The sequence below is a fragment of the Micromonospora sp. HM134 genome, assembly GCF_007833915.1.
GTDB lineage: Bacteria > Actinomycetota > Actinomycetes > Mycobacteriales > Micromonosporaceae > Micromonospora > Micromonospora wenchangensis.
Genome location: NZ_CP041061.1, coordinates 4450110 through 4472406 on the forward strand (window position 1 = coordinate 4450110; position 22297 = coordinate 4472406).

General features: G+C 72.3%; 18 protein-coding genes and 1 pseudogene. 10 read left to right on the forward strand and 9 right to left on the reverse strand.

Going from position 1 to position 22297, the window contains the following annotated elements; all coding sequences use genetic code 11:
* Positions 1 to 187: 187 nt before the first annotated feature.
* The 3 genes from FJK98_RS33270 to FJK98_RS19075 all read right to left on the reverse strand — a co-directional run bounded on the left by FJK98_RS33270 (position 188) and on the right by FJK98_RS19075 (position 2566).
* Positions 188 to 325 carry a hypothetical protein gene (locus FJK98_RS33270; protein ID WP_168222505.1) on the reverse strand — a complete coding sequence of 46 codons (138 nt, stop codon included), beginning with the start codon at positions 323 to 325 and terminating at the stop codon, positions 188 to 190.
* A 174-nt stretch (positions 326 to 499) separates the two neighbouring features.
* Entirely contained in the window at positions 500 to 2137 is a 1638-nt protein-coding gene (locus FJK98_RS19070) for an LLM class flavin-dependent oxidoreductase (protein WP_145920230.1), read from the reverse strand.
* A 141-nt stretch (positions 2138 to 2278) separates the two neighbouring features.
* Entirely contained in the window at positions 2279 to 2566 is a 288-nt protein-coding gene (locus FJK98_RS19075; RefSeq protein ID WP_145920231.1) for a DUF1905 domain-containing protein, read from the reverse strand.
* An 87-nt stretch (positions 2567 to 2653) separates the two neighbouring features.
* Here FJK98_RS19075 and sthA point away from each other — a divergent pair, with 87 nt between their 5' ends.
* The 4 genes and pseudogenes from sthA (at position 2654) to prfH (ending at position 7400) form a co-directional block, all read left to right on the forward strand.
* Positions 2654 to 4057: a Si-specific NAD(P)(+) transhydrogenase gene (gene sthA / locus FJK98_RS19080; protein WP_145920232.1), complete on the forward strand. Its 1404-nt coding sequence runs from the start codon at positions 2654 to 2656 to the stop codon at positions 4055 to 4057.
* A 144-nt stretch (positions 4058 to 4201) separates the two neighbouring features.
* The gene (locus tag FJK98_RS19085) at positions 4202 to 5413 is read left to right on the forward strand and encodes an ROK family transcriptional regulator (protein WP_145920233.1); all 1212 of its coding nucleotides are present in this window, start codon (positions 4202 to 4204) and stop codon (positions 5411 to 5413) included.
* A gap of 168 nt (positions 5414 to 5581) precedes the next feature.
* Positions 5582 to 6729 (forward strand): annotated as a pseudogene (locus tag FJK98_RS19090) (RNA ligase RtcB family protein).
* Positions 6726 to 7400: a peptide chain release factor H gene (prfH, locus tag FJK98_RS19095; protein WP_145920234.1), complete on the forward strand. Its 675-nt coding sequence runs from the start codon at positions 6726 to 6728 to the stop codon at positions 7398 to 7400. Before FJK98_RS19090 ends, prfH begins: the two are co-directional and overlap by 4 nt.
* Here prfH and FJK98_RS19100 read toward each other — a convergent pair.
* Positions 7360 to 7983: a DUF1349 domain-containing protein gene (locus FJK98_RS19100; RefSeq protein WP_145920235.1), complete on the reverse strand. Its 624-nt coding sequence runs from the start codon at positions 7981 to 7983 to the stop codon at positions 7360 to 7362. The two genes, prfH and FJK98_RS19100, sit on opposite strands and share 41 nt — an antisense overlap.
* Before the next feature lie 223 nt (positions 7984 to 8206).
* Here FJK98_RS19100 and FJK98_RS19105 point away from each other — a divergent pair, with 223 nt between their 5' ends.
* The 4 genes from FJK98_RS19105 (at position 8207) to FJK98_RS19120 (ending at position 13330) form a co-directional block, all read left to right on the forward strand.
* On the forward strand, positions 8207 to 9046 hold the full coding sequence (locus FJK98_RS19105; protein ID WP_145920236.1) for a PIG-L family deacetylase: 840 nt from the start codon (positions 8207 to 8209) through the stop codon (positions 9044 to 9046).
* Between the two features lie 198 nt (positions 9047 to 9244).
* Entirely contained in the window at positions 9245 to 11488 is a 2244-nt protein-coding gene (locus tag FJK98_RS19110) for a M4 family metallopeptidase (RefSeq protein WP_168222506.1), read from the forward strand.
* A 155-nt stretch (positions 11489 to 11643) separates the two neighbouring features.
* Entirely contained in the window at positions 11644 to 12771 is a 1128-nt protein-coding gene (locus FJK98_RS19115) for a glycosyl hydrolase 53 family protein (protein ID WP_145920237.1), read from the forward strand.
* 94 nt (positions 12772 to 12865) lie between these two features.
* Positions 12866 to 13330 carry a hypothetical protein gene (locus FJK98_RS19120; RefSeq protein WP_145920238.1) on the forward strand — a complete coding sequence of 155 codons (465 nt, stop codon included), beginning with the start codon at positions 12866 to 12868 and terminating at the stop codon, positions 13328 to 13330.
* A gap of 182 nt (positions 13331 to 13512) precedes the next feature.
* Here FJK98_RS19120 and FJK98_RS19125 read toward each other — a convergent pair whose 3' ends face one another.
* The 5 genes from FJK98_RS19125 to FJK98_RS19145 all read right to left on the reverse strand — a co-directional run bounded on the left by FJK98_RS19125 (position 13513) and on the right by FJK98_RS19145 (position 18916).
* Positions 13513 to 14253: a cellulose binding domain-containing protein gene (locus tag FJK98_RS19125; RefSeq protein ID WP_145920239.1), complete on the reverse strand. Its 741-nt coding sequence runs from the start codon at positions 14251 to 14253 to the stop codon at positions 13513 to 13515.
* Between the two features lie 399 nt (positions 14254 to 14652).
* Complete coding sequence (locus FJK98_RS19130) at positions 14653 to 15639, reverse strand: LacI family DNA-binding transcriptional regulator (protein WP_228542718.1); 987 nt, start codon at positions 15637 to 15639, stop codon at positions 14653 to 14655.
* 94 nt (positions 15640 to 15733) lie between these two features.
* On the reverse strand, positions 15734 to 16573 hold the full coding sequence (locus FJK98_RS19135; RefSeq protein WP_145920241.1) for a carbohydrate ABC transporter permease: 840 nt from the start codon (positions 16571 to 16573) through the stop codon (positions 15734 to 15736).
* A complete protein-coding gene (locus tag FJK98_RS19140) occupies positions 16570 to 17568 on the reverse strand; it encodes a carbohydrate ABC transporter permease (RefSeq protein WP_145920242.1) in 999 nt (332 codons plus the stop codon). Before FJK98_RS19140 ends, FJK98_RS19135 begins: the two co-directional genes overlap by 4 nt.
* Before the next feature lie 55 nt (positions 17569 to 17623).
* Positions 17624 to 18916: an extracellular solute-binding protein gene (locus FJK98_RS19145; protein WP_145920243.1), complete on the reverse strand. Its 1293-nt coding sequence runs from the start codon at positions 18914 to 18916 to the stop codon at positions 17624 to 17626.
* 244 nt (positions 18917 to 19160) lie between these two features.
* Between FJK98_RS19145 and FJK98_RS19150 the strand changes: the two genes are divergently transcribed.
* Both FJK98_RS19150 and FJK98_RS19155 read left to right on the forward strand, forming a co-directional pair.
* A complete protein-coding gene (locus tag FJK98_RS19150) occupies positions 19161 to 20786 on the forward strand; it encodes a glycoside hydrolase family 43 protein (protein ID WP_145920244.1) in 1626 nt (541 codons plus the stop codon).
* Positions 20787 to 21097: 311 nt separating this feature from the next.
* Positions 21098 to 22291 (forward strand): endo-1,4-beta-xylanase, encoded by a 1194-nt coding sequence (locus FJK98_RS19155; protein WP_145920245.1) that lies wholly within the window; start codon positions 21098 to 21100, stop codon positions 22289 to 22291.
* Positions 22292 to 22297: the final 6 nt, after the last annotated feature.

Below are 22297 nucleotides of genomic sequence, written 5' to 3' on the forward strand. Positions count from 1 at the left end.
GCGACACGATCCGACCGTGAAGGAAGGTTACCTTTGTCAACTCCGGGCAGGTAGCTTAGTTTCACTCTCCGGACAACGGGAACGCATTGTCGGCAGTGAATAACCGATTGCTGCCGGGGAGATCCCATGCACCCACGAAGGACCTGGCGACCGGCGCTGATCCGCCGGGCGGGCCGTCGTGGGCCGGTCAGTCGTCGCGCTGGCGGCCCGACCGGCGGGTGGCACGGGCGACCACGACGGCGGCGGCGAGGCTGAGCGCGGCGGCACCCAACTGCAACAGGCCGTCGAGCAGATCGACGAGGTCGGCGAGAGAGGTGGATTCCACTGTGGCCTCCGGGGGTTGGTCCCCCGCCGTCCGCGTGCTGCGGAGGCGGCCCCCCGGGCCCGACGGTGACATCCACGGGCGCCACCGGAATTATGGCACGGCGGTCCGAACGGCGTCACCCGCCGACCACTGCCCGTCGCCGGGCCGGGCCGGCACCGGGGCGACGCCGGCCGGTCAGAGCTGGCCGGGGTAGAAGCCGTACCGGGCCAGGGGTTCGACGATGTTCCGTTCCTCGTAGGACAGGTGCGACAGCAGGGTGTCGGTGAGCACGTCCACCGCCTGCTGGAGGTCGGTGAGCCGCCCCGGGTCCCCGATCAGCGCGACCAGGGCCCGGTCGACGCCCTCGACGACCTCGTGGATGACGACGTGTTCCTGCTCCAGCCGGTCGATCACCGGGGCCAGCCCCGGATCGGCCCGCCGCAGGTGCGGGAAGATCGCGTCGTCCTCCAGCCCGTGGTGCTGGGTGACCAGCGTGCAGTAGGCGGCGCAGTACGCCCCCAGCGTCCAGTTGTTCTGCCGCAGGGTCATCCGGTTGAGCGCGCCCCGGGCGTCCCCGGCGGAGACCACCCCCCGGCGGACCTGGTCGAGCAGGTCGCGGATCTCCCCCAGTTCCCGACGCAGGTGGTCGTGCACGTCGACCAGGTGCCCGCCGACAGCCTGGGCCTGCGGGGAGTAGACGTGCCCGGCCGGGGCGGGCGGGGCGACGGGCCGGGTCGACTCGTCCCAGAGCCGGTGGTCGCTGTGCCGTACCTCCGGTGCGGGGGTGGGGGTGACCGCGAGCCCCGGCACGCCCCCGGCCCGGACGGTCTCCCGCCGGCCCTGCGCCGGTCCCGCCGCACCGGCCGGCTCCGCAGTACCACCCGCCGGCCCGGCCGGCTCCCCCGGCGGTGGCACGGCCGGCGCGGGGGCGGTCGTGCCGGCCCGCTCGGCGGCGACGAGTTCGCGGACGCCGGGGGCGACCTCCTGGGCGAAGAGCTGGATGCTGGCAGGGTCGTCGGTGCCGAGGACGAACCCGGAGGTGCCGTGCTCCAGCACCAGGTCGGTCAGCTCCCGCACCCACTGCCGGGGCGGCCCGTCGAGGAACCCCGTGCCGGTCCGGGCGAACCGGCCGGAGACGTTCAGCAGCCGCCGCACCTCGGCGGGGTCGCGCCCGGCCTCCGCCGCACCCTCGTCGACGAGCGCGTTGAGCCCGGCCAGGTCCGCCGGCCCGTTCGACAGGTACGCCAGCGACGGCAGCCAGCCGTCCGCCGTGCGCCCCACCAGCCGCAGCAGCCTCGGCTTGTACGCGCCGACCCAGATTCCCACCGGGTGCGCCGGGGCGGGGCCGCGCTTCGCGCCGACCACCCGGTAGTGCTCGCCGTCGACCCGTACCCCGCCGCGCCGGTCGGCGGCCCACACCTCCCGGATGATCCGGATCGCCTCGTCGAGGGCGTCCACCGCCTGCCCGGGGGTGCGCCGTCGGCCCCCGTTGGCCTCGATGGCGTCCCAGAACGCGCCCGCGCCGAGGCCGAGTTCGACCCGGCCGCCGCTGAGCAGGTCGAGGCTGGCGACGCTGCGGGCCAGCACCACCGGCTGCCGCAGCGGCAGGTTGAGCACGTTGCCGGCCAGCCTGATCCGGCTGGTCGCCGCCGCCAGGTAGGACATCAGCGTCCAGGTGTCGAGGAAGCCCGGCTGGTAGGGGTGGTCCTGGAACGTGACGAGGTCCAGGCCGACCTGTTCGCAGAGCCGGGCGCGGGCGACGACCTGCTCCGGGTGCCCGGCGTCGGGGGTGAGGAAGCCGCCGAACAGCAGCTCGTGTCCGTAGTCGGTCATGACGCTGCCGTCACCTGCCCCCTCGTCGCGTCCGGCGTCGCCCGGCCCGGTGGGGCGACCGGCCCACCGTAGCGCCGACCTGCGCCGACCCGCCGGGCGGTCGCGGGTTTCGGGTCAGCGCGGGGTGGGGCGCCGGTGCGCTCAGACGTCGACGGTGAGGTGCACGGCCACCCGGTCGCCCACCGCGAGCCCCTCGGCCGTCCGCACCCGGGTCTTCACCGGCACCAGGTAGCGCCTGTCACGGGGAAACAGCGACGTCCGCCAGCGGGTGTCCCCGATCCGGGCCGTGACCGGGACCATCCCCCAGCCGTAGCTGAACGCGGCGGACGCCGCCGCGAGCGCCGCGCACCCGTCGTCGGGGACGGTGACGAAGTGCCAGGGCGCGGGCCCCCTCCACCACCACAGTTCGCCGCTGAACGCCAGTTCCACCCGGTCAGGATAGGAACAGCGCCCCGGCACGGCCACCGGGACGATCACGACTGGCACATCTTGCGACCGCTTGCGAGGCTAGGAGCCGTGTATGACTACGACCTGTTGGTGCTGGGCTCCGGGCCCAGCGGTCAGAAGGCGGCGATCGCCGCCGCGAAGCTCGGTAGGCGGGTCGGCATCGTGGACCGCCGCGACATGATCGGTGGGGTGTGCATCAACACCGGCACCGTCCCCTCCAAGACGCTGCGGGAGGCCGTGCTCTACCTCACCGGCCTGAGCCAGCGGGACCTGTACGGCAGCAGCTACCGGGTCAAGGAGGAGATCACCGTCGGTGATCTGGCCGCCCGGACGCAGCACGTGATCAGCCGGCAGACCGACGTCATCCGCAACCAGCTCGCCCGTAACCGGGTCGCGTTGATCACCGGCACCGGCCGGTTCGCCGACCCGCACTCGATCTGGGTGGACGGTGGCTCCGGCCACGAGTCCAAGATCACTTTTGACAAGATCGTCATCGCTGCGGGCACCCGCCCGGCCCGGCCGGACAGCGTCGACTTCGACGACCGGACGATCGTCGACTCCGACGGGGTGATCAACCTCCAGGCCGTGCCGCGCAGCATGGTGGTGGTCGGCGCGGGCGTGATCGGCATGGAGTACGCCTCCATGTTCGCCGCGCTCGGCACGAAGGTGACCGTGGTGGAACGCCGCGACGGGATGCTCGACTTCTGCGACGAGGAGATCGTCGAGTCGCTCAAGTACCACCTGCGCGACCTGTCGGTGACGTTCCGCTTCGGCGAGGAGGTCGCGGCGGTCGAGAAACACGAGACGGCCGCGCTGTGCGTCCTCAAGAGCGGCAAGAAGATCGTCGCGGACACCGTCATGTACTCGGCCGGCCGGCAGGGGCAGACCGACGACCTGGCCCTCGACGCGGCCGGGCTGGAGGCCGACCGGCGCGGCCGGATCGCGGTGGACGAGCACTACCGCACGAGCGTCGAGCACATCTACGCGGTCGGTGACGTGATCGGCTTCCCGGCGCTGGCGTCCACGTCGATGGAGCAGGGCCGGATGGCGGCGCTGCACGCCTGCGGGGAGCCGGTGCGCGAGCTCCAGGAGTTGCAGCCGATCGGCATCTACACGATCCCGGAGATCAGCTTCGTCGGGAAGACCGAGGATGAGCTGACCAACAGCGCCACCCCGTTCGAGGTCGGCATCGCCCGCTACCGCGAGCTGGCCCGGGGGCAGATCGTCGGCGACTCGTACGGCATGTTGAAGCTGCTGGTGTCCCCGCAGGACGGGCGGCTACTCGGGGTGCACGTGTTCGGCACCGGCGCGACCGAGATCGTCCACATCGGGCAGACGGTGATGGGCTGTGGCGGCACGGTCGACTACCTGATCGACACGGTCTTCAACTATCCGACCCTGTCCGAGGCGTACAAGGTCGCCGCGCTGGACGCGTCCAACAAGATCCGCAACATCACCCGGATCGAGGGGTGACCCGCCGGCTGTCACGGGCCCGGCGTCGGGCCCGCGACAGCCGGCGGGCACGGTCACCGTCCGGGTACGCGAGGTGGCTGGCGGCCGTCGACGCCACTACCCTCGACGGGTAGTCAACCGCCGATCGACAGGGTCCGCCTCGTGATGCCGAGAAGTCCGACCGTGGACGGGCAGTCGCCGGGTGACAGCCGCCGCCGGAGCCTCGGGGCGCTGCTGCGGCGGGTGCATCTCGGTGGCCCGGTGTCGCGGGCCGGCCTGGCCGAGTGGCTGGGCGTCAACCGCAGCACGGTCCTGGCGCTCACCACGGAACTGGTCGCGGCCGGCCTGGTCCGGGAGGGCTTCCCCGAACTGACCGGGCGGGCCGGTCGGCCGTCCCTGGTGGTCCGGCCGGCCGCCGACCGGGTGTACGTGCTCGCCTTCGACATCGCGGTGGACCGGCTGGTCGCGGCCCGGGTGGGGCTGGGCGGGGCGATCCAGGACCGCCGCGAGGCGCACCGGGCCCGCGCGGGCGCGGACCTGGACACCGTCGTCCGCGTGCTGGCCGACCTCGGGCGGCAGTTGCACGGCACGGCGGCGTCGGGGGCGACCTGCGTCGGGATCGGCGCGTCGTACTGCGGGATGATCCGGCCGGGCGACGGGATGGTGCGCTTCGGGCCGGACATGGGCTGGGTGGATCAGGCGTTCGGCGCGGAACTGGCCCGCCGGCTCGATCTCGGGCTGCCGGTCCTCGTCGGCAACGAGGCTCACCTGGGCGCGGTGGCCGAGCACCAGCGCGGGGTGGGTGTCGGGGTGAACAACCTGGTCTACCTGCACGGCGACGTCGGGGTCGGCGGCGGGATCATCGTCGGTGGCGAACTGCTCGGCGGCGACGGCGGGTACGGCTCCGAGGTCGGTCACATGCTGGTCAACCCGTACGACGGCAGACCGTGCGGGTGTGGTTCGCGCGGCTGCCTGGAGGCGGAGGTCGGGGAGCGGGCGCTGCTCGACGCGGCGGGTCGACCCGCCGACCGGATCGGCCGGGGCGCCGTCCGGGAGGTGGTGGACGCGGCGGACCGGGGCGACCCGACGGCCCGGGAGGCGCTGCGGACCGTCGGCGACTGGCTGGGCATCGGGGTGGCGAACGTGATCAACCTGTTCAACCCCGGCATGGTGATCTTCGGCGGGATGCTGCGGGAGGTGTACCGGGGCTCGGCGGCGCACGTGCGGGAGCGGATCGCCGTCAACGTCCTGCCGGTCTCGCGTACCCGGGCGCAGCTGCGGGTGTCCGCCCTCGGCGACGACGCCACCCTGGTCGGCGCGGCGGAACTCGGCTTCACCCGGCTGCTCGCCGACCCGTTGGGGATGCCGGTCGGCTGAGCGGCCGGCCGAAAACCGGTTGGCGGGAGCGGTCCGGTGGGCCAGGCTGACGGGCATGACGTACTGACGGACACCTCCGCATCCCGCCCGCGCCGCGCCGCGCGCCCTCGCACGCCGTCGTGCCGCCGCGCGCCGTCCGTCCGTTCCCGTCACCCGAAACGAGCGTCCGTGTCCCCACAGCATTCCCTGCCGCCGTCGACCACGGCCACCGTCACCGTCTTCGCCTCCCCGACAGCTGGATCGAGTCCGACGCCGTCCGGCAGTGCCACCAGGTGGCCGCCCTCGACGGCATGCGGCACGTCGCCGCCATGCCCGACCTGCACCCGGGCAAGGGCGCCCCGATCGGCGCGGCGATGGCCTCGACCGTGCTCTACCCGCACCTGGTGGGCTCCGACATCGGGTGCGGCATCGCCGTCTTCCCGATCGGCCTGAAGCGGGCCGTGCCCGAGCGGATCGCCGCCCGGTTCCCGGATCTGGACCGGTCGCCGGACCCCGACGATCCGGCCCGGGCCGTCGCGCCCGGCGAGCCGCCCGCCGGTCACGTCGAGGGGCTCGGCACGGTCGGTCGGGGCAACCACTTCGTCGAACTGGCCCGGATCGACACCGTCCTCGCGGCGGACCACGCGGGCCGGCTCGGGCTCACCACCGGTGACCTCGTGCTCATCGTGCACAGCGGGTCGCGGGGCCTGGGCGAGCGGATCCTGCGGGCCCACACCGAGGCGTACGGCGCGGGGCCGGCCCCCGACCCGGCCGGCTACCTGGCGCGGCACGACGCGGCGGTCCGCTGGGGTGCGCTCAACCGGCGGGTGCTGGCCGCCCGGGTCGCGCACGCCCTGGGGGCCGAGCCCACCGAGCCGGTCGTCGACCAGTGCCACAACCTGGTCGAGGTCCGCGACGGCGGATACCTGCACCGCAAGGGGGCGGCCCCGGGCGACGGCCGGGACGTGCTGGTCGCCGGCACCCGGGGCACCCCGTCGTACCTGGTGGCCGGGCACGCGGGCCCGGCGGCCAACCACTCCGTGGCCCACGGCGCGGGTCGCAAGATGTCCCGCGCCGACGCGCTGCGCCGGGGGCGGGCCAAACACACCGTCGCGCAGCTGCGGCGTACGCCGGTGGGGTCGCTGGTGGTGTGCGGCGACCGGCAGTTGCTGTTCGAGGAGGCCCCGACGGCCTACAAACGCATCGAGCAGGTGATCGCCGACCTCGTCGCGCACGACCTGGCCACCCCGGTGGCGAGCACCGTCCCGCTGGTCACCTACAAGACGCCCGACCTCGGGCCGGCCCGCCGGGACGGGCGTCGGCGGGGTCGGGGGTGAGCGTCCACCTGCTCCTGTCGGCCGGGCGCGGCCCGCAGGAGTGCGCCTGGGCGGTGGCCCGGCTGCTGGGCCGGTTGGCGGCCGACGCCGCCCGGCACCGGGTGGACAGCCACCGGGTCGAGTCCGTCCCCGGTGACCGGCCGGGCACCTACCGGTCGGTCCTGGTCCGGCTCGACGGGCCCGGCGCGGCGGCGTTCGCCGCCGGGTGGACGGGCACCCTGTGCTGGCAGGCGCCCAGCCCGTACCGGCCGGCGACCGGTCGGAAGAACTGGTACGTCACCGCCCGGCCGTGCCGGGTGGACACTCCGAGCACCGCGTTCGTCGAGGCCGACGTGCACGTCGTCGCCTGCCGCACCGGCGGACCGGGCGGTCAGCACCGGAACAAGGCCAGCACGGCGGCGCGGGCGACCCACCGCCCCTCCGGCACCGTCGTCGTGGTCGACACCGAACGGCAGTTCAGCCTCAACCGCGCCGCCGCCCTGCGGCTGCTGCGGCGGCGCCTCGCCGAGGGCGACGTGCGCGCCGGCCGCGCCGTCACCGCCGCCCGCCGACGCCTGCACGACGAACTCGTCCGGGGCGAGCCCGTGCGGGTCGAACGTCCCCACCCGCCCGGGGCGACCGGGGACCGGGTCAGGAGCCGTCCCGCAGGTCGGCCAGCCGGTCGCGGGTGAAGCGGATGTCGTCGAAGACGACCCGGCAGCCGTCGCCGGTGGGCGACTGCGCCTCCAGGCCGATCGTGGCGGCGGTGGCCGCGCCGTCGATGCCGAAGTACCTGACCATCCGCCAGGTCCGTCCGTCGACCGAGGCGTGGTACGCGAACGCGTGGTCGATCCGGGACACCCGCAGCCAGACCGTACGGGCGTCGACGACGAAGGCGTTGGCGTCGTCGGCGACGCCCCGGGCGACCACCGAGACGATCATCGGTTCGCCGTCGGGAGAGAGTTCGAAGCAGAGCTTGCCCCAGTGCCGCTCGTCGACCCAGAGCAGCAGCACCCCGGCGTCGTAGGTGGCCGCGAAGTCGACGGTGACCCGGGCGCTGAACTGGAAGTCGCCGTCCGGAGGCGGGCCGAGCAGGGTCGCCGCATCGAGCGTCGCCCCGGCGGCCGGGTCACCCGCCGCCGGGTCGATGAAGATGTCGCTGCGCGGGGCCGCCGACCCGGTCACCGCGCCGTCGGCCTCGGCGAGCGTCCACGCCGCCTCGGGCGACGGTGACAGGGCGAACGGCAGACCCGGGACGTTCCAGCTGGTGGTCATGGCGGCCATTATCCGCCGACGCTGCGGCGCACCTCGCCCGGCCGGTCCCCTGCCGGGTCGGTGCCCGCCGCGTATCCGCCGACGCTGCGGCGCACCTCGCCCGGCCGGTCCCCTGCCGGGTCGTTGCCCGCCGCGTATCCGCCGCCGCCGCAGCGCGTCGTCCGGCCGGCTCCCCTGCGGGCCGGTGCCCGCCGCGGTCGGTCGGGCCGCCTAGGGTGAGGGCATGGCTGAGCGAGGTCTGACCCTGATGGCGGTGCACGCGCACCCCGACGACGAGGCGACGAGCACCGGTGGCGTGTTGGCCCGGTATGCGGCGGAGGGCATCACGACGGTGTTGGTGACCTGCACCGACGGCGGTTGCGGCGACGGCCCCGGCGGGGTCAAGCCGGGCGACCCGGGGCACGACCCGGCCGCCGTGGCGGCGATGCGGCAGGCCGAGTTGGAGGCCAGTTGCGCGGCGTTGAAGGTCAGCCACCTGGAGACGCTCGGCTACGCCGACTCCGGGATGATGGGCTGGTCGACCAACGAGTTGCCGGGCGCGTTCTGGACCACGCCGGTGGCGGAGGCGGCGCAGCGGCTGGCGGAGCTGATCCGCCGGTACCGGCCGGACGTGGTGGTCACCTACGACGAGAACGGCTTCTACGGCCACCCGGACCACATCCAGGCCCACCGGATCACCATGGCCGCCGTCGAGCTGACCGACATCCCGGCGAAGGTCTACTGGACCACCGTGCCGCGGACGGCGTTCGCGGAGTTCGGCCGGGTGATGAAGGAGTTGGGCGTCGAGTGGGCCGAGCCGGACGAGACGGAGGGCGCGGAGGGGGCGGGCCCGCAGCTCGGCCTGCCCGACGACGAGATCACCACCTGGGTGGACACCAGCAACTGGGGGGCGCAGAAGTTCGACGCGCTGGCCGCACACGCCAGCCAGACCGAGAACATCTTCTTCCTGCGGATGGGGCGGGACCGCTTCGTCGAGCTGATGGGCCGGGAAACCTTCGTCCGGGTCCGTGACACCACCGGGGCGGCGCTACCCGAGGACGACCTGTTCGCCGGTCTGCGCTGACCGGCCGGCGATTGTTGCCGGCGTGTTCCAGCCGTAACCGGGACGGAACACCTCGGGGGTGGCTCGCCGGTCATCACCTCGGGAAGATGGATACTTCGGTATGGTTATCCATCGATAACCGTCTTCCCAGACTCTCCACAGCCGACGATGATCGCGTCATCGAAAGATGCGAGAGCATCTCGGATTGGGGAGGTCAGTTTGAGATCAGCCCTAGCGCTGGCCGGCGTCACCATGCTGGTCGGCAGTGGTCTCGTGGTCACCACCACGGGTGCGTCCGCCGCTCCGCCCGCCACCCCGGGACCGGCGCTGGTCGCCGCCGCCGACACCGCGCTCAAGGAGCACTCCCGCGCCGTCCGGACCTCGGCGAAGGACCGCTACGCCGTGCACAGCAGCAAGCGGGACGCCCAGGGCCGGGGCACGGTCCGCTACACCCGCACCTACGACGGGCTCCGGGTCTACGGCGGGGACGTCGTCATCCGCACCGGGGCCGACGGTGACTACGCCGGCAGCTCGGTCGGCCTGGCCGCGCCGCTGAGCCTCGCCACCACCCCGAAGGTCAGCGCCGCCAAGGCCCGCAAGGCGGCGACCACCGCGTTCTCCGGCCGGATCACCGGCACCGGGGCGGCGGAGCTGTTCGTCGACGCGAGCAGCGGCACCGGACGGCTCGCCTGGGAGACCGTGGTCACCGGTTGGGCGCCGGACGGGCAGACCCCCTCGAAGCTGCACGTGATCAGCGACGCGCTGACCGGCGCGCGGATCGGCTCGTTCGACGAGATCGAGTCCGTGGTCGGCACCGGCAACAGCGTCTACGCCGGCCCGGTCTCGATCGACACCACGCTGTCCGGGTCGACCTACAGCATGATCGACCCGACCCGGGGCAACGGCCGTACCTGCGACATGAACAACGGCACCTCGACCTGCACCACCTTCACCGACGCCGACAACGTGTGGGGCACCGGGGCGGCCTCGAACCGGCAGTCCGCCGCCGTCGACGCGCACTTCGGCGCGGCCATGACGTTCGACTACTTCACGAACGTGCACGGCCGCAACGGCATCTTCGGCAACGGCACCGGCGTGCCGAGCCGGGTGCACTACGGCAACGCGTACGTCAACGCCTTCTGGGACGGCGCGCAGATGACCTACGGCGACGGCTCGGGCAACGCCCGGCCGCTGGTCGCCCTCGACGTGGCCGGGCACGAGATGTCCCACGGCGTCACCGAGAACGTGGTCCCCGGCGGCCTGACCTACTCCGGCGAGTCCGGCGGCCTGAACGAGGCCACCAGCGACATCTTCGGCAACATGGTGGAGTTCTACGCGAACACCACCGCCGACCCCGGCGACTACCAGGTCGGCGAGAAGATCAACATCAACGGCAACGGCACCCCGCTGCGCTACATGTACAACCCGACGCTGGACGGCTCGTCGCACGGCTGCTGGTCGAGCAGCACCAACAGCATCGACGTGCACTACTCCTCCGGCGTGGCCAACCACTTCTTCTTCAACCTGGCCGAGGGCTCCGGGGCGACCTCGTACGGCACCTCGCCGCTGTGCGGCTCCGCGCCGCCGGTGACCGGGATCGGTCGGGCGAAGGCGGAGAAGATCTGGTTCCGCGCCCTGGACGCGTACTTCGTCTCGAACACCCGCTACGTGAACACCGCCCAGCCGACCAACACCGCGCGGCTGCACACCCTCTCGGCCGCCACCGACCTGTACGGCCTGTGCTCCACCGAGTACAAGGCCGTGATGGCCGCCTGGACCGCGGTGAACGTCACCGGCACCGAGTCGTGCGCCGCCAACGACTTCACCGTCGCGGTCGCCCCGGCGACGCTGACCATCGACCCGGGCACCTCGGGCACCGCCACCGTCACCACCACGGTCATCCGGGGCACCGCCGAGACGGTCACCTTCTCGACCGGCCCGCTGCCGGCCGGGGTGAGCGTGTCGTTCTCCCCGGCGTCGGTCACCGCCGGTGGGTCGACCACGGTGACGGTCACCGCCGCCGCCACCGCCGGCAGCGGCACGGTGCCGATCACGGTGGTGGGCACCGCCCCCTCGGTGGCCCGGACGACCACGCTGAACGTGACGGTGAACGGGCTGCCGGGCTGCTCCGGCAGCAACGGCACCGACGTGCCGATCGCCGACAACTCGACGGTGGAGAGCACCATCGTGATCAGCGGCTGCGCGGCGACCCCGTCAACCACCAGCAAGGTCGAGGTGCACATCGTGCACACCTACATCGGTGACCTCGTGGTCAGCCTGATCGCCCCGGACGGCAGCGTGTACACGCTGCAGAGCCGCTCCGGGGGCAGCGCCGACAACATCGACCAGACGTACACCGTGAACCTCTCCTCGGAGGTGGCGAACGGCGCCTGGCGGCTTCGGGTGCAGGACGCGGCGAGCCTGGACACCGGTTACCTCAACAGTTGGAGCCTGAACCTCTGACGCGTCGGTGACACGGGCGGGCCATCCGGGTTTCCCGGGTGGCCCGCTCGCGCGTCGGCGACCCGACCCCACCCCGGTATAGTCATGTGCATCTATTGGTGTCGCCGTCCCGACGCCGGCAGGTCCCCCACCACCCCACCACCGAGGAGGTCCGGATGACTCCGTACCGATCCCGCCTGCGGGCCTGGGCCGTCGCGTTCCTCGCGGCGGTCGCCCTGCCGGCCGCCCTGCTCGGCCCGCCGACGTCGGCGTCGGCCGCGAACACGCTGACCATGCTCGGCGCGGACGTCTCCTCCGTGCAGCGCAGCCTGGACCTCGGCGCGCGGTACTACGACGCCGCCGGCACCGCCCGCGACCCGCTCGACATCCTCAAGGGCCTCGGCGTCAACTACGTCCGGCTCCGGGTCTGGAACAACCCGGCCAGCGGCTGGAATAACAAGGCGAAGGTGCTGGCGTACGCGAAGACGGTCAAGGCCAAGGGCCTCAAGCTCATGATCGACTTCCACTACTCGGACACCTGGGCCGACCCGGGCAAGCAGTACAAGCCGGCCGCCTGGGCCAACCACGGCATCGGCCAGCTCCAGACCGACGTCTACAACTACACCTACGACGTGTGCACCAGCCTGCGCAACCAGGGCACCACGCCGGACAGCGTGCAGATCGGCAACGAGATCAACGTCGGCATGCTGTGGAACGACGGCAAGGTCGTCAACAACGACTTCACCAACCTCAGCCTGCTGCTCAAGGCCGGCTACCAGGCGACGAAGCAGTGCAACGGCGGCACCCAGGTGATCATCCACACCGCCAACGCGGACAGCATGGACCACGCCCGCTGGTTCTACGACGGCATCCGGGCCAAGGGCGTGCAGTGGGACCTCACCGCCCTGTCGTACTACTGCATGTGGCACGGCACGCTGACCAACCTCTACAACGTCATCACCGACGTCCGCACCCGGTACGGCAAGCCGGTGGTGCTCACCGAGACGGCGTACCCGTTCACCGCCGCGAACGCCGACGGCGAGCCGAACGCGATCAACGGCACCGAACCGTGCGCGGGGCACCAGGCGAGCTGGGCCGGCCAGGCCACCGAGTTCTCCTGGGTGCAGGACACCGCCCGCAACGCCGGCGCGGTCGGCGTCTTCTACTGGGAGCCGACCTGGTACGCGGTGCCCGGCAACGGGTGGGACCCGGCGAACATCAACGGCACCGGCAACCAGTGGGACAACATGGCCATCTTCAACTGGACCGGGCAGGTGAACCCGAACATCCGCTGGCGGCCGTAGGCGTCGCCGGTGCCGGCCGGGGCGGGGCCGCCGTCCCGGCCGGGTGGGACGGCCCACCGTCGGCGACCCGCCGGCCGGGCACTACCCTGGCGCGGTGCGATACGACGAGTGCGACTCGGCCATCCGTGAGCTGGTCGACGCGGCCGACGAGGACGACCTGCACGCCTTCGGGCAGGCGACCGTCACCCGGGTGCTGGCGTCCGGCCTGGCCGACGGGGCCGGCGAGGACGACCTGGACGAGGACGCCTGGGCGGCGCTGACCGCCGCCCGGGAGAGCGTCGCCACGGCCGACGCGACCGAGCTGCGGGGGCACCTCGACCGCATCGACGCGGGCATCCTCGCCGACGGCGACATGGACCCGGGCCTGATCGTCGCCCTGTCGGCCCTGGAGCACTGGACCAGCTACCTCGAGGAGCACCGGCGCGGCGAGCTGTACGAACTCGCCATCCGTTCCCTGGAGGAGGTCGACCACCGGGTCCCGGCGGCGCTCGACGACTTCCTCGCCGAGCCGGAGATGGCCGCCGAGTACACCCGGATCACGGCGTCGCTCACCGCGTAGCGCGCCGCCACACCTCGTCGACCGCTCCTTTCGACCACCGGGTCCGGCCCGCATCGACGCCGGTCGGGCCACCGCGCCGCGGCGCTGCCGCCCGGTGGACGGCAGCGCCGCGCCGCGGGTTCAGCCCCGCCCGGTCCGGGCGCGTGCCGGCACGTCCACCGCCTGCCGGCCGGCGGCGACGGTCACCGGCCGCAGGCCAGGGTCAGCGCGCCGGGCGCACCGGTCCAGACGAGCATGCCGAACGTCGTGGTCGCGCCCGGGGCCAGCGTCCCGTTGTAGGAGGCGTTGCGCACCGTGACGTCGACGCCGGAGGTGCTGAGCACCCCGTTCCAGAGTGCCGAGATGCGTTCGTCGCCGGACCACCGCCAGGTGACCTGCCAGCCGTTGAGCGTCTCCGCCGCCGTGTTGCGCACGGTCACCGTGGCGGCGTACCCGCCGGTCCACCGGTTGTCGACGGTGATCGTCGCCCCGCACGTCGGCGACGCGGCGGACAGCGTCCGCACCGGCCCGCTGATCACGTACGGGTCGTGCTTCTCCCCCGCGCTGAACCGGAACCAGTACTCGCTGTCCGGGGTCAGGCCCTCGACGGTGATGTCCCCGTACCGTTGCGGGCCGGACACCGCCGAGGCCACCGGGTTCCGCCACGCCGTGGCGTCCTCGCGGCTGGCGAAGAGGACCAGGGTCATCGGCGGGTCGTACCCGCACGGCGGGCTGAGGAGCATCGAGTAGCGGACGGTGATGCTCGTGGTGGTGGCCGACAGGAACTGGCCGGAGACCGGCAGCGCCGGGGGGCACGCGTAGGTGGGGGTGGGCGTGGGGGTGGCCGACAGGACCGGCTGCGCCTGGGCGCCGGTGAGCGTACCGGCCCAGCCGGCCAGGGTCAGGGTCGTGGTCGCCAGCACCACGCCGAACGTGCGGAGCATCCGTACCTCCGAGGGGTTGCGGGGCGGAACCGGCGGCCGGGACGGGCCTGGGGTGCCGGATTCCGGGACTGTCGCCCACCGTGCGGTGGGCGGGTGGGGTGCCGCGCGACCGTCGACCGTCGTGGCCGGGGAATGCCGGCCGACCGGTCGGCCGCGTGCCCCGGTCGGGCGCGGGCGGGTGACCGGTGGTCAGCGTCGCGGACTGCCCGGCGCGGGATGGCGCGGCCACCTCGCGTGTCCGACGGACCGGTGCACGAGTGGTCACGCTGGCTCCCGAGCGTGACGACGCCAGAACAGTCTGGCATTCGATAAACATCGATGCAATGCCGTCCCGGCCGGCCGCCGCGCCGCCCCGGACGGGCGCGGGCGCGGGCGCGCCACCGCCGGGAGCGGATCGGATCAGCGGCTACGTGGCGGGGCGGCGCTGTCCCGGACGACCAGATCGGTGGCGAGTTCGATGCGTGGGCTCTCGATCGTCTCGCCCCGGGCCAGCCGCAGCACGGTACGGGCGGCCAGCATGCCCATCTCGGCCAGCGGTTGCCGGATCGTGGTCAGCGGCGGCGAGCACCAGCGGACCTCCGGCAGGTCGTCGAAGCCGACCACGCTGACGTCGTCGGGCACCCGCAGGCCACGCTTGCGGACCGCCTCGTAGACGCCGAGCGCCATCTGGTCGCTGGAGGCGAAGATCGCGGTGGGCGGTTCGGGCAGGCCCAGCAGGTGCATGCCGGCGGTGTATCCGGACTCGTGGTAGAAGTTGCCGGGCCGCACCAGCCGGTCGTCGACGGCGAGGCCGGCGGCGTCGAGCGCGGCCCGGTAGCCGTCCATCCGGGCCCGGCTGCACATCAGCTGCGGCGGACCGGCGATGAAGCCGATCCGCCGGTGGCCGAGGCCGAGCAGGTACTGGTTGGCGCGCAGGCTGCCCGCCCAGTTGGTGGCGCCGATGGTGGGGGCCTCCTGGGGGGCCACCCCGGCCGGGTCGACGATGACCACCGGCAGCCGCAGCCGGCGCAGCTCGGCCTGCAACGGCGGCTCCACCATCGAGGTCACGAAGATGACCCCCTCGGTGGAGCGGGTGCGCATGTTGTCCAGCCACTGTTTGGCCGACGAGGTGCGCCGGTGGATGGCCGACACGACCGTGCCGGCCCCACTGGCCTGCGCGACGTCCTCCACCCCACGGATGATCTCCACGGCCCACGGGCTGTCCAGGTCGTTGAAGACCAGGTCGATCAGGGCGGACTGGGTGCGTCGCGCCGCCGAGCGGGGACGGTAGCCGTGCCGGGTGAGCAGTTCCTCCACCCGTTCCCGGGTCTGCGGGGCGACGTCGGACCGGCCGTTGATCACCCGGGAGACCGTGGGCACGGAGACGCCCGCCAACCGCGCGATCATCGCGATGGTGACGTTCCTGCCGTTCTCGGAGCCCACGGTCGCCCTTTCGGTCGGGGGAACTACGGTCGCAGAAGGCTATCGCAGCAGGTCGGGGTCACCCCTTCACGCTGCCGGAGAGCCCACCGATGAGCTGACGTTCGGCGATGGCGTAGAAGCCCAGCGCCGGGATCATCGACAGCACGACGTAGGCGAGCACCTTCGCGGTGTCGTCGGAGTACTGCCCCTGGAACGCCTGGACCCCGAGGGGCAGGGTCCACCAGCTCTGGTCGGTGAACACCACCAGCGGCAGCATGAAGTTGTTCCAACTGCTCACCAGGGCCAGCACCGACACGGTGGCCAGGGCGGGCCGGGCCATCGGCAGCAGCACCCGCCAGAAGAAACCGAACGGGCCGCAGCCGTCGAGGGTCGCCGCCTCCTCGACCTCGCCGGGAATGGTCCGGAAGAACTGCCGCAGGATGATGATGGTGATCGGCAGGCCGAACGCGGCCTGCGGCAGGATCACCCCGAGCGGGTTGTCCAGCAGCCCCATCCCGCGCAACAGGATGAACAGCGGCAGGATCGCCACCGCGAACGGGAACATCAGCCCGATCGCGAAGACGGTGACCAGGAACTCCCGGCCCCGGAAGGCGAAGCGGGCGAAGACGTACGCGGCCATCGCCGCCGCGGCGACCACGACGAACGTGCTGGCCACGGCGATGAAGACGCTGTTGCCCACGTTGCGCCAGAACACCCCGGCGGTGACGATGTCGAGGTAGTTGCTCGGCGCCCACGGGTCGGGCAGGCCGAGCGGGTTGGTGGAGAGCTGCCCGTTGTCCTTGAACCCGCCGATCACCCCGAACCAGACCGGCACCACGATGAGCGCGCCGACGGCGATGGAGATGAGGTGCAGCAGGAGGCGGCGGGCCCGCTGGGCCGGGTTCGCCGGGCTGGTCATCGCTGGTCTCCTTGGACGGTGAGGGCGCCCTCGGTGTCGCGGCGCAGGACGATGCGCTGGTAGATGAGGGCGAAGACGAGGCTCAGCAGGAACATGATGATGCTGATCGCGCTGGCGTAGCCGACCTCGAAGCGGCGGAAGCCGTACTGGAACATCGTCACGGCCATGGTCTCCGAGGCGTGGATCGGGCCGCCGCCGGTGAGCACCCAGACCATGTCGAAGAGCTGGATGGTGCCGATGACCGACAGGAACACGCTGATCCGGATGGTCGGACCGAGCAGCGGCAGGGTGACGAGCCGGAACGCCTGCCACGCGTTGGCCCCGTCGGTGACCGCCGCCTCGTTGAGTTCCTTGGGGATGTTCTGCCGGGCGGCCAGGAAGAGGATCATGTAGAGGCCGAAGTACTTCCAGGAGACCACCAGGAAGACGGCGTACAGGACGGTGTCCGGGTCGGCGAAGACGGCCCCCGCGTCGGCCCCCAGGAACCGGGAGATCGCGTCACCGAACCCCCGGTTGGGCGAGAACACCAGGTTGAACAGGACCGCGGTGGTGACCTCGGAGAGTACGTACGGGGCGAAGAAGATCACCCGGTAGATGGCGCGTCCCCGCAGCGGCTGGTTGAGCAGCATCGCCAGGCCCATCGCGACCGGCAACTGGACGACCAGGGAGAGCACGATCAGCACGAGCCCGTGCCACAGGTCGCCCCGGAACACCGGATCGGCGAAGGCCCGGGTGTAGTTGTCCAGCCCGACGAAGTTCTCGGGCAGACCGAAGCCGTTCCACTTGTACAGGCTGGCGTAGCTGGCCACCACGATGGGCGCCAGCACCAGCAGCAGGAACAGCAGCAGGGACGGGGTGAGGAAGATGGCCAGGGCACGGCGACGGCCCGGCCGGGGCCGGCGGCCGGTACGGCGGACGCCGCCCGGCCCCGGCCCCGACGGTTCGGTCACTCGGCCGCCGGGTCCCGCATTCGACAGGATCGATGGCGTGGTCATGCCTGCTCCACTCAGTTCTCGCCGGCGGCTGGTGATCGGTGGGGGTGGGACGTCACTACTGGGTCTTCGCCACCTGGGTGATGTCCTTGAGGATCTGCGCGGGTGACTTGCTGCCGGCGACCAGGGCGGCGACGCTGTCGTTGACCTGCTGGCCGACGGCCGGCGGGTACGCCTGGTCGAGGTAGAGCTGGAAGCCGGTGGCGGCGGCCAGGGTCTGCGCGACGACCTTGGCGTTCGGGTCGGCGATGGCGTCGGTGGCTTCCTTGACCGTCGGCAGCACCGCGCCGGTCTTGGTGCTGCGGCGCTGCACGTCGACGCTGAGCAGGGTCTTGAGGAAGTCCATGGTGGCCGGCGGGGCGTCCTTGCCGATGGCGAAGCCGTTGCCCCCGCCGAAGACCTCGGTGGCCGAGCCCTTGCCGCCGTCGACGGCCGGGAACGGGAAGAAGCCGAGCTTGTCGCCGAGCCCCTTCTTGCTGGTCGAGCTGGACGACTGCACCGACGGCGCCCACTGCCCCATCAGCTCCAGCGCGGCGCCGCCGTTGCCCATGGTGGCGGCCTGGCCGTCCGGGGAGCCGTACTCGGCGCCGAGGAAGCCCTTCTGGAACGGCTGGAGGTCGATCAGCTCCTTGAACCGCTCGCCGGCGGCCACGAAGTCGGGGGTCTCGAAGTTCTTGTCCTTGGCGGCCTGCTGGAGGGCGCCCAGCCCGCCGATGCGCATGGACAGGTAGGCCCAGTAGAAGTGGGCCGGCCACTTGTCCTTGCCGGCCAGCGCCACGGGGGTGACCCCGGCGGCCTTGAGCTTGCGGACCACGTCGAGCAGCTCGGCCCAGGTGGCCGGCGGCGCGGCGATCTGCGCCTTGGCGAAGAGGTCCTTGTTGTACCAGAAGCCGACCATGCCGATGTCGAACGGCACCCCGTAGATCTTGCCGTCCACCGTGTACGGCTCCAGGGACAGCGGCAGCAGGCTGTCCTTCCACGGGGCGACGGTCTCGGTGAGGTCCTTGACCAGGCCCGCGTCGACCTGCTGCTTGAGCACCCCGCCGCCCCAGGACTGGAACAGGTCGGGCGGGGAGCCGGCCTGGGTGGCGGTGGTCAGCTTGGCCTTGAACGCCTCGTTCTCCAGCGGCTGGATCTCGATCTTCACGTTGCTGTGCGCGCTCTGGTACTCCTGGGCCACGGCCGCCCAGACCGGCAGCATCGGCTCGGTGTTCTGGATGTGCCACCAGTTGATCGTCTGGGGCGCGTCCGGGTCGTCGGACGCGTCGTCGCTGCAGCCGCTGAGCAGGTAGGCGCCGGCGCCGGCGCCGACGAGGCCGAGCAGCGATCTGCGGGAGAGGTGCGCTGTCATGATCCATCCCTTCAGGGACTCACGAGGTGCTCGGGCGCCGGCCGGGCCGGCGGGTTTCGAAACGTGTATCTCCGGAACTTTCAGAGCGTCGCCGGTATTACCGATCGATGGCGGGCACGCTACGAGTTGTTTCCACGCGGGTCAAGCCCTCTGTCCTATCGCGGCGAAAACGGCTAGCGTGTGCAGGGCTTCACCGACCACGGCCCTGATTCCGAAAGTTTCGAGAGCTGCCCGAGGAGTGCACGTGTCGACCGACACCGCTGAAGTGGCGACCGTTGCCCGGTCGATCCGCAATCCCGTCCTCGCCGGGTTCCACCCGGATCCGTCGATCCTGCGGGTCGGCGACGACTACTACCTGGCCACCTCGACGTTCGAGTGGTATCCCGGGGTCCGCCTGCACCACTCGCGCGACCTGGTGCACTGGCGACCGCTCGGCGGGATCATCACCGACCGCCGCCTGCTCGACCTGCGCGGCTGCGGCGACTCCAACGGCGTGTGGGCACCCGACCTGACCTACCACGACGGGCAGTTCCACCTCGTCTACAGCGACGTGGCCAGCTTCGCCAGCGGCTACTGGGACCCGCAGAACTTCCTGATCACCGCGCCCGACATCACCGGCCCCTGGTCGGACCCGGTGAAGCTGCACGGGCGCGGCTTCGACGCCGCGCTGTTCCACGACGACGACGGCACCACCTGGCTGCTGGCCATGAGCGCCGACTGGCGGCCCGGCCGGGACCGCTTCGGCGGCATCGAGATCCAGCAGTACGACCGGGCCGCGCGCCGGCTCGTCGGCCGGCCCCGCATCCTGTTCACCGGCACCCCGGTCGGGGTCACCGAGGGCCCGCACCTCTACCGCCACGACGGCTGGTACTGGCTGATCACCGCAGAGGGCGGCACGAGTTGGGAGCACCAGGTCACCGTGGCCCGCTCCCGCGAGCTGTTCGGGCCGTACGAGGTGGACCCGGACGGCCCGCTGCTCACCTCGGTGGGCCGACCCGACCTGCGGTTGCAGAAGGCCGGCCACGGCAGCCTGGTCCGCACCCCCGACGGCGGGTGGTACCTCGCCCACCTGGTCGGCCGCCCCTACTCCCCGCTGGGCAGCTGCGTGCTGGGCCGGGAGACGGCGATCCAGCGGGTCGAGTGGCCCACGGGCGGTTGGCCCCGGATTCCCGGCGGGGTGCCCGCCGACGAGGTCGACGCCCCCGCCCTGCCGGCGCATCCGTGGCCGGCGGAGCCCGCCACCGACGACTTCGACGCCGACGAGCTGGGCCCGGCGTGGTCGACGTTGCGCCGGCCGGCCACCCCGGACTGGATCGACCTGCGCTCCCGGCCGTCGCACCTGCGGGTCCACGGTGGGCAGTCGCCGGTGGGACGGCAGGCCCCCAGCCTGGTCGCCCGCCGGGTCGGCGCGACCCGGTGCGCCCTGGAGACCGTCGTCGAGTTCGACCCGGTCGACCACCGTCAGCTCGCCGGGATCACCGCGTACTACAACACCCTGAACTGGCACCACCTCTACCTGACCCGGGCCGACGACGGCCGTACCGTGCTGGAGCTGCTCAGCTCCGACAACGGCCGGCGCACCGCCTACCCGGAGCTGACCGTGGACACCGACGGCGTCACCCGGGTCGGCCTGCGCGCCGAGTTCGACGGGCCGGTGGTGCGCTTCGGCTACGACCTGGGCGCCGGCTGGCAGCAGCTACCGGCCGAGCTGGACGCGACCATCCTCTCCGACGAGCACGCCGCGCTGATCATCGACGGCGAGCCGGCCGCCTGGGGGTTCACCGGGGCGTTCCTCGGGCTCTGGGTGCAGGATCTCGGCGGCGACGGCGGGCACGCGGACTTCGACCGGGCCACCTACCGGGAGCGCTGACCGCCCGGCACACCACGATCGACCGCACCACGACCGGCTCCGGCGGGGCCGGTCGTGGTCGTGCCCGGAGCCGGTCGGCGTCGAAACTGTTGCGATCCACGGCCGGGGGCGTGACCAGGAGTTCCGGAAGTATCGATGGTTGACCCCGGGGGTCCGCGCTCGTAACGTTCCAGGCGACTTCCGGAAATCGATAGTTGACTATCGGTAGGTTCCGGCGCGGCCGTCCCCCCGCGCGCATCGGTGGCCGCACCGCGCCCCTGCCCCACCTCGCCGCCGTCGACCCGTCGACGTGCCTCGGGAAAGGAACGCAGATGATGCTCAGACGGTGGATGGCTGCCGGGTTGGTCGCCGTCGCGACCGCCGGTGTGTTGAACGCCGTACCGGCCGCCGCCGAACGGCCGTACGACCCGACCGCGCAGAGCCTGCGCGCCCTGGGCCAGCGCCACGGCCTGTACGTCGGCACCGCGGTCGACATGGCCGCCCTCGCCGACCCCGCCGAGCCCCGCTACCGGGAGATCGTGCGCGACGAGTTCTCCACGGTCACCGCCGAGAACGTGATGAAGTGGGAGTCCCTGGAGCCGACCCGGGGCAGCTACGACTGGTCGGCGGCCGACGAACTCGTCGCCACCGCCCGGCGCAACGGCCAGAAGGTCCGGGGGCACGTGCTGGTGTGGCACAGCCAGCTGCCCAAGTGGCTCACCGACGGGGTGGCCGACGGCTCCATCGACAACACCGAGCTGCGGTCGATCCTGCGCAGGCACATCACCACCGTCGCCAGCCGCTACCGGGGCAGGATCTGGCAGTGGGACGTGGTCAACGAGGCCGTCAGCGACCCCTGGGACACCCCGTCCACCCTGCACTACAAGGGGTTCTGGGCCGAGCACCTCGGCCCCGGTTACGTGGCGGACGCGTTCCGCTGGGCGCGCGCCGCGGACCCGACCGCCCTGCTGTTCTACAACGACTACAACATCGAGGCGTTCGGCTCCGGCGACCCGGCCAACGACAAGACCCAGTTCGTCTACGACATGGTCAAGGGCCTGCTGGCCCGGGGCGTGCCGATCGACGGGGTCGGCAGCCAGGGCCACCTGGGCACCCAGTACGGCAACTACGACACCCTCCAGGTCGCCGACGCGCTGCACCGGTTCGCCGGGCTCGGACTGTCCACCGCGTTCACCGAGGTCGACGTGCGCAGCCGGTTGACCGACGGGGTGCAGGCCGGTGACTCGGAGGAGATCAACCCCCGGCTCCAGGCGTCCGCGGCGAACTTCCACGTGCTGTTGCAGGCCTGCCTGGCCGAGCCGCGCTGCCTGTCGTTCACCGTCTGGGGCTTCACCGACCGGCACTCCTGGGTGCCCGGCACCTTCGACGACCCGCCGCAGGGCCTGGCCACCATCTACGACGAGAACTACCAGCCCAAGCGGGCGTACCAGGTGATGAAGGCCGACCTTATCTACGCCGGACCGCCGTACGTGCGGATGCGGGCGACGCCGAAGCCGCGCCGGTAGGCCGGC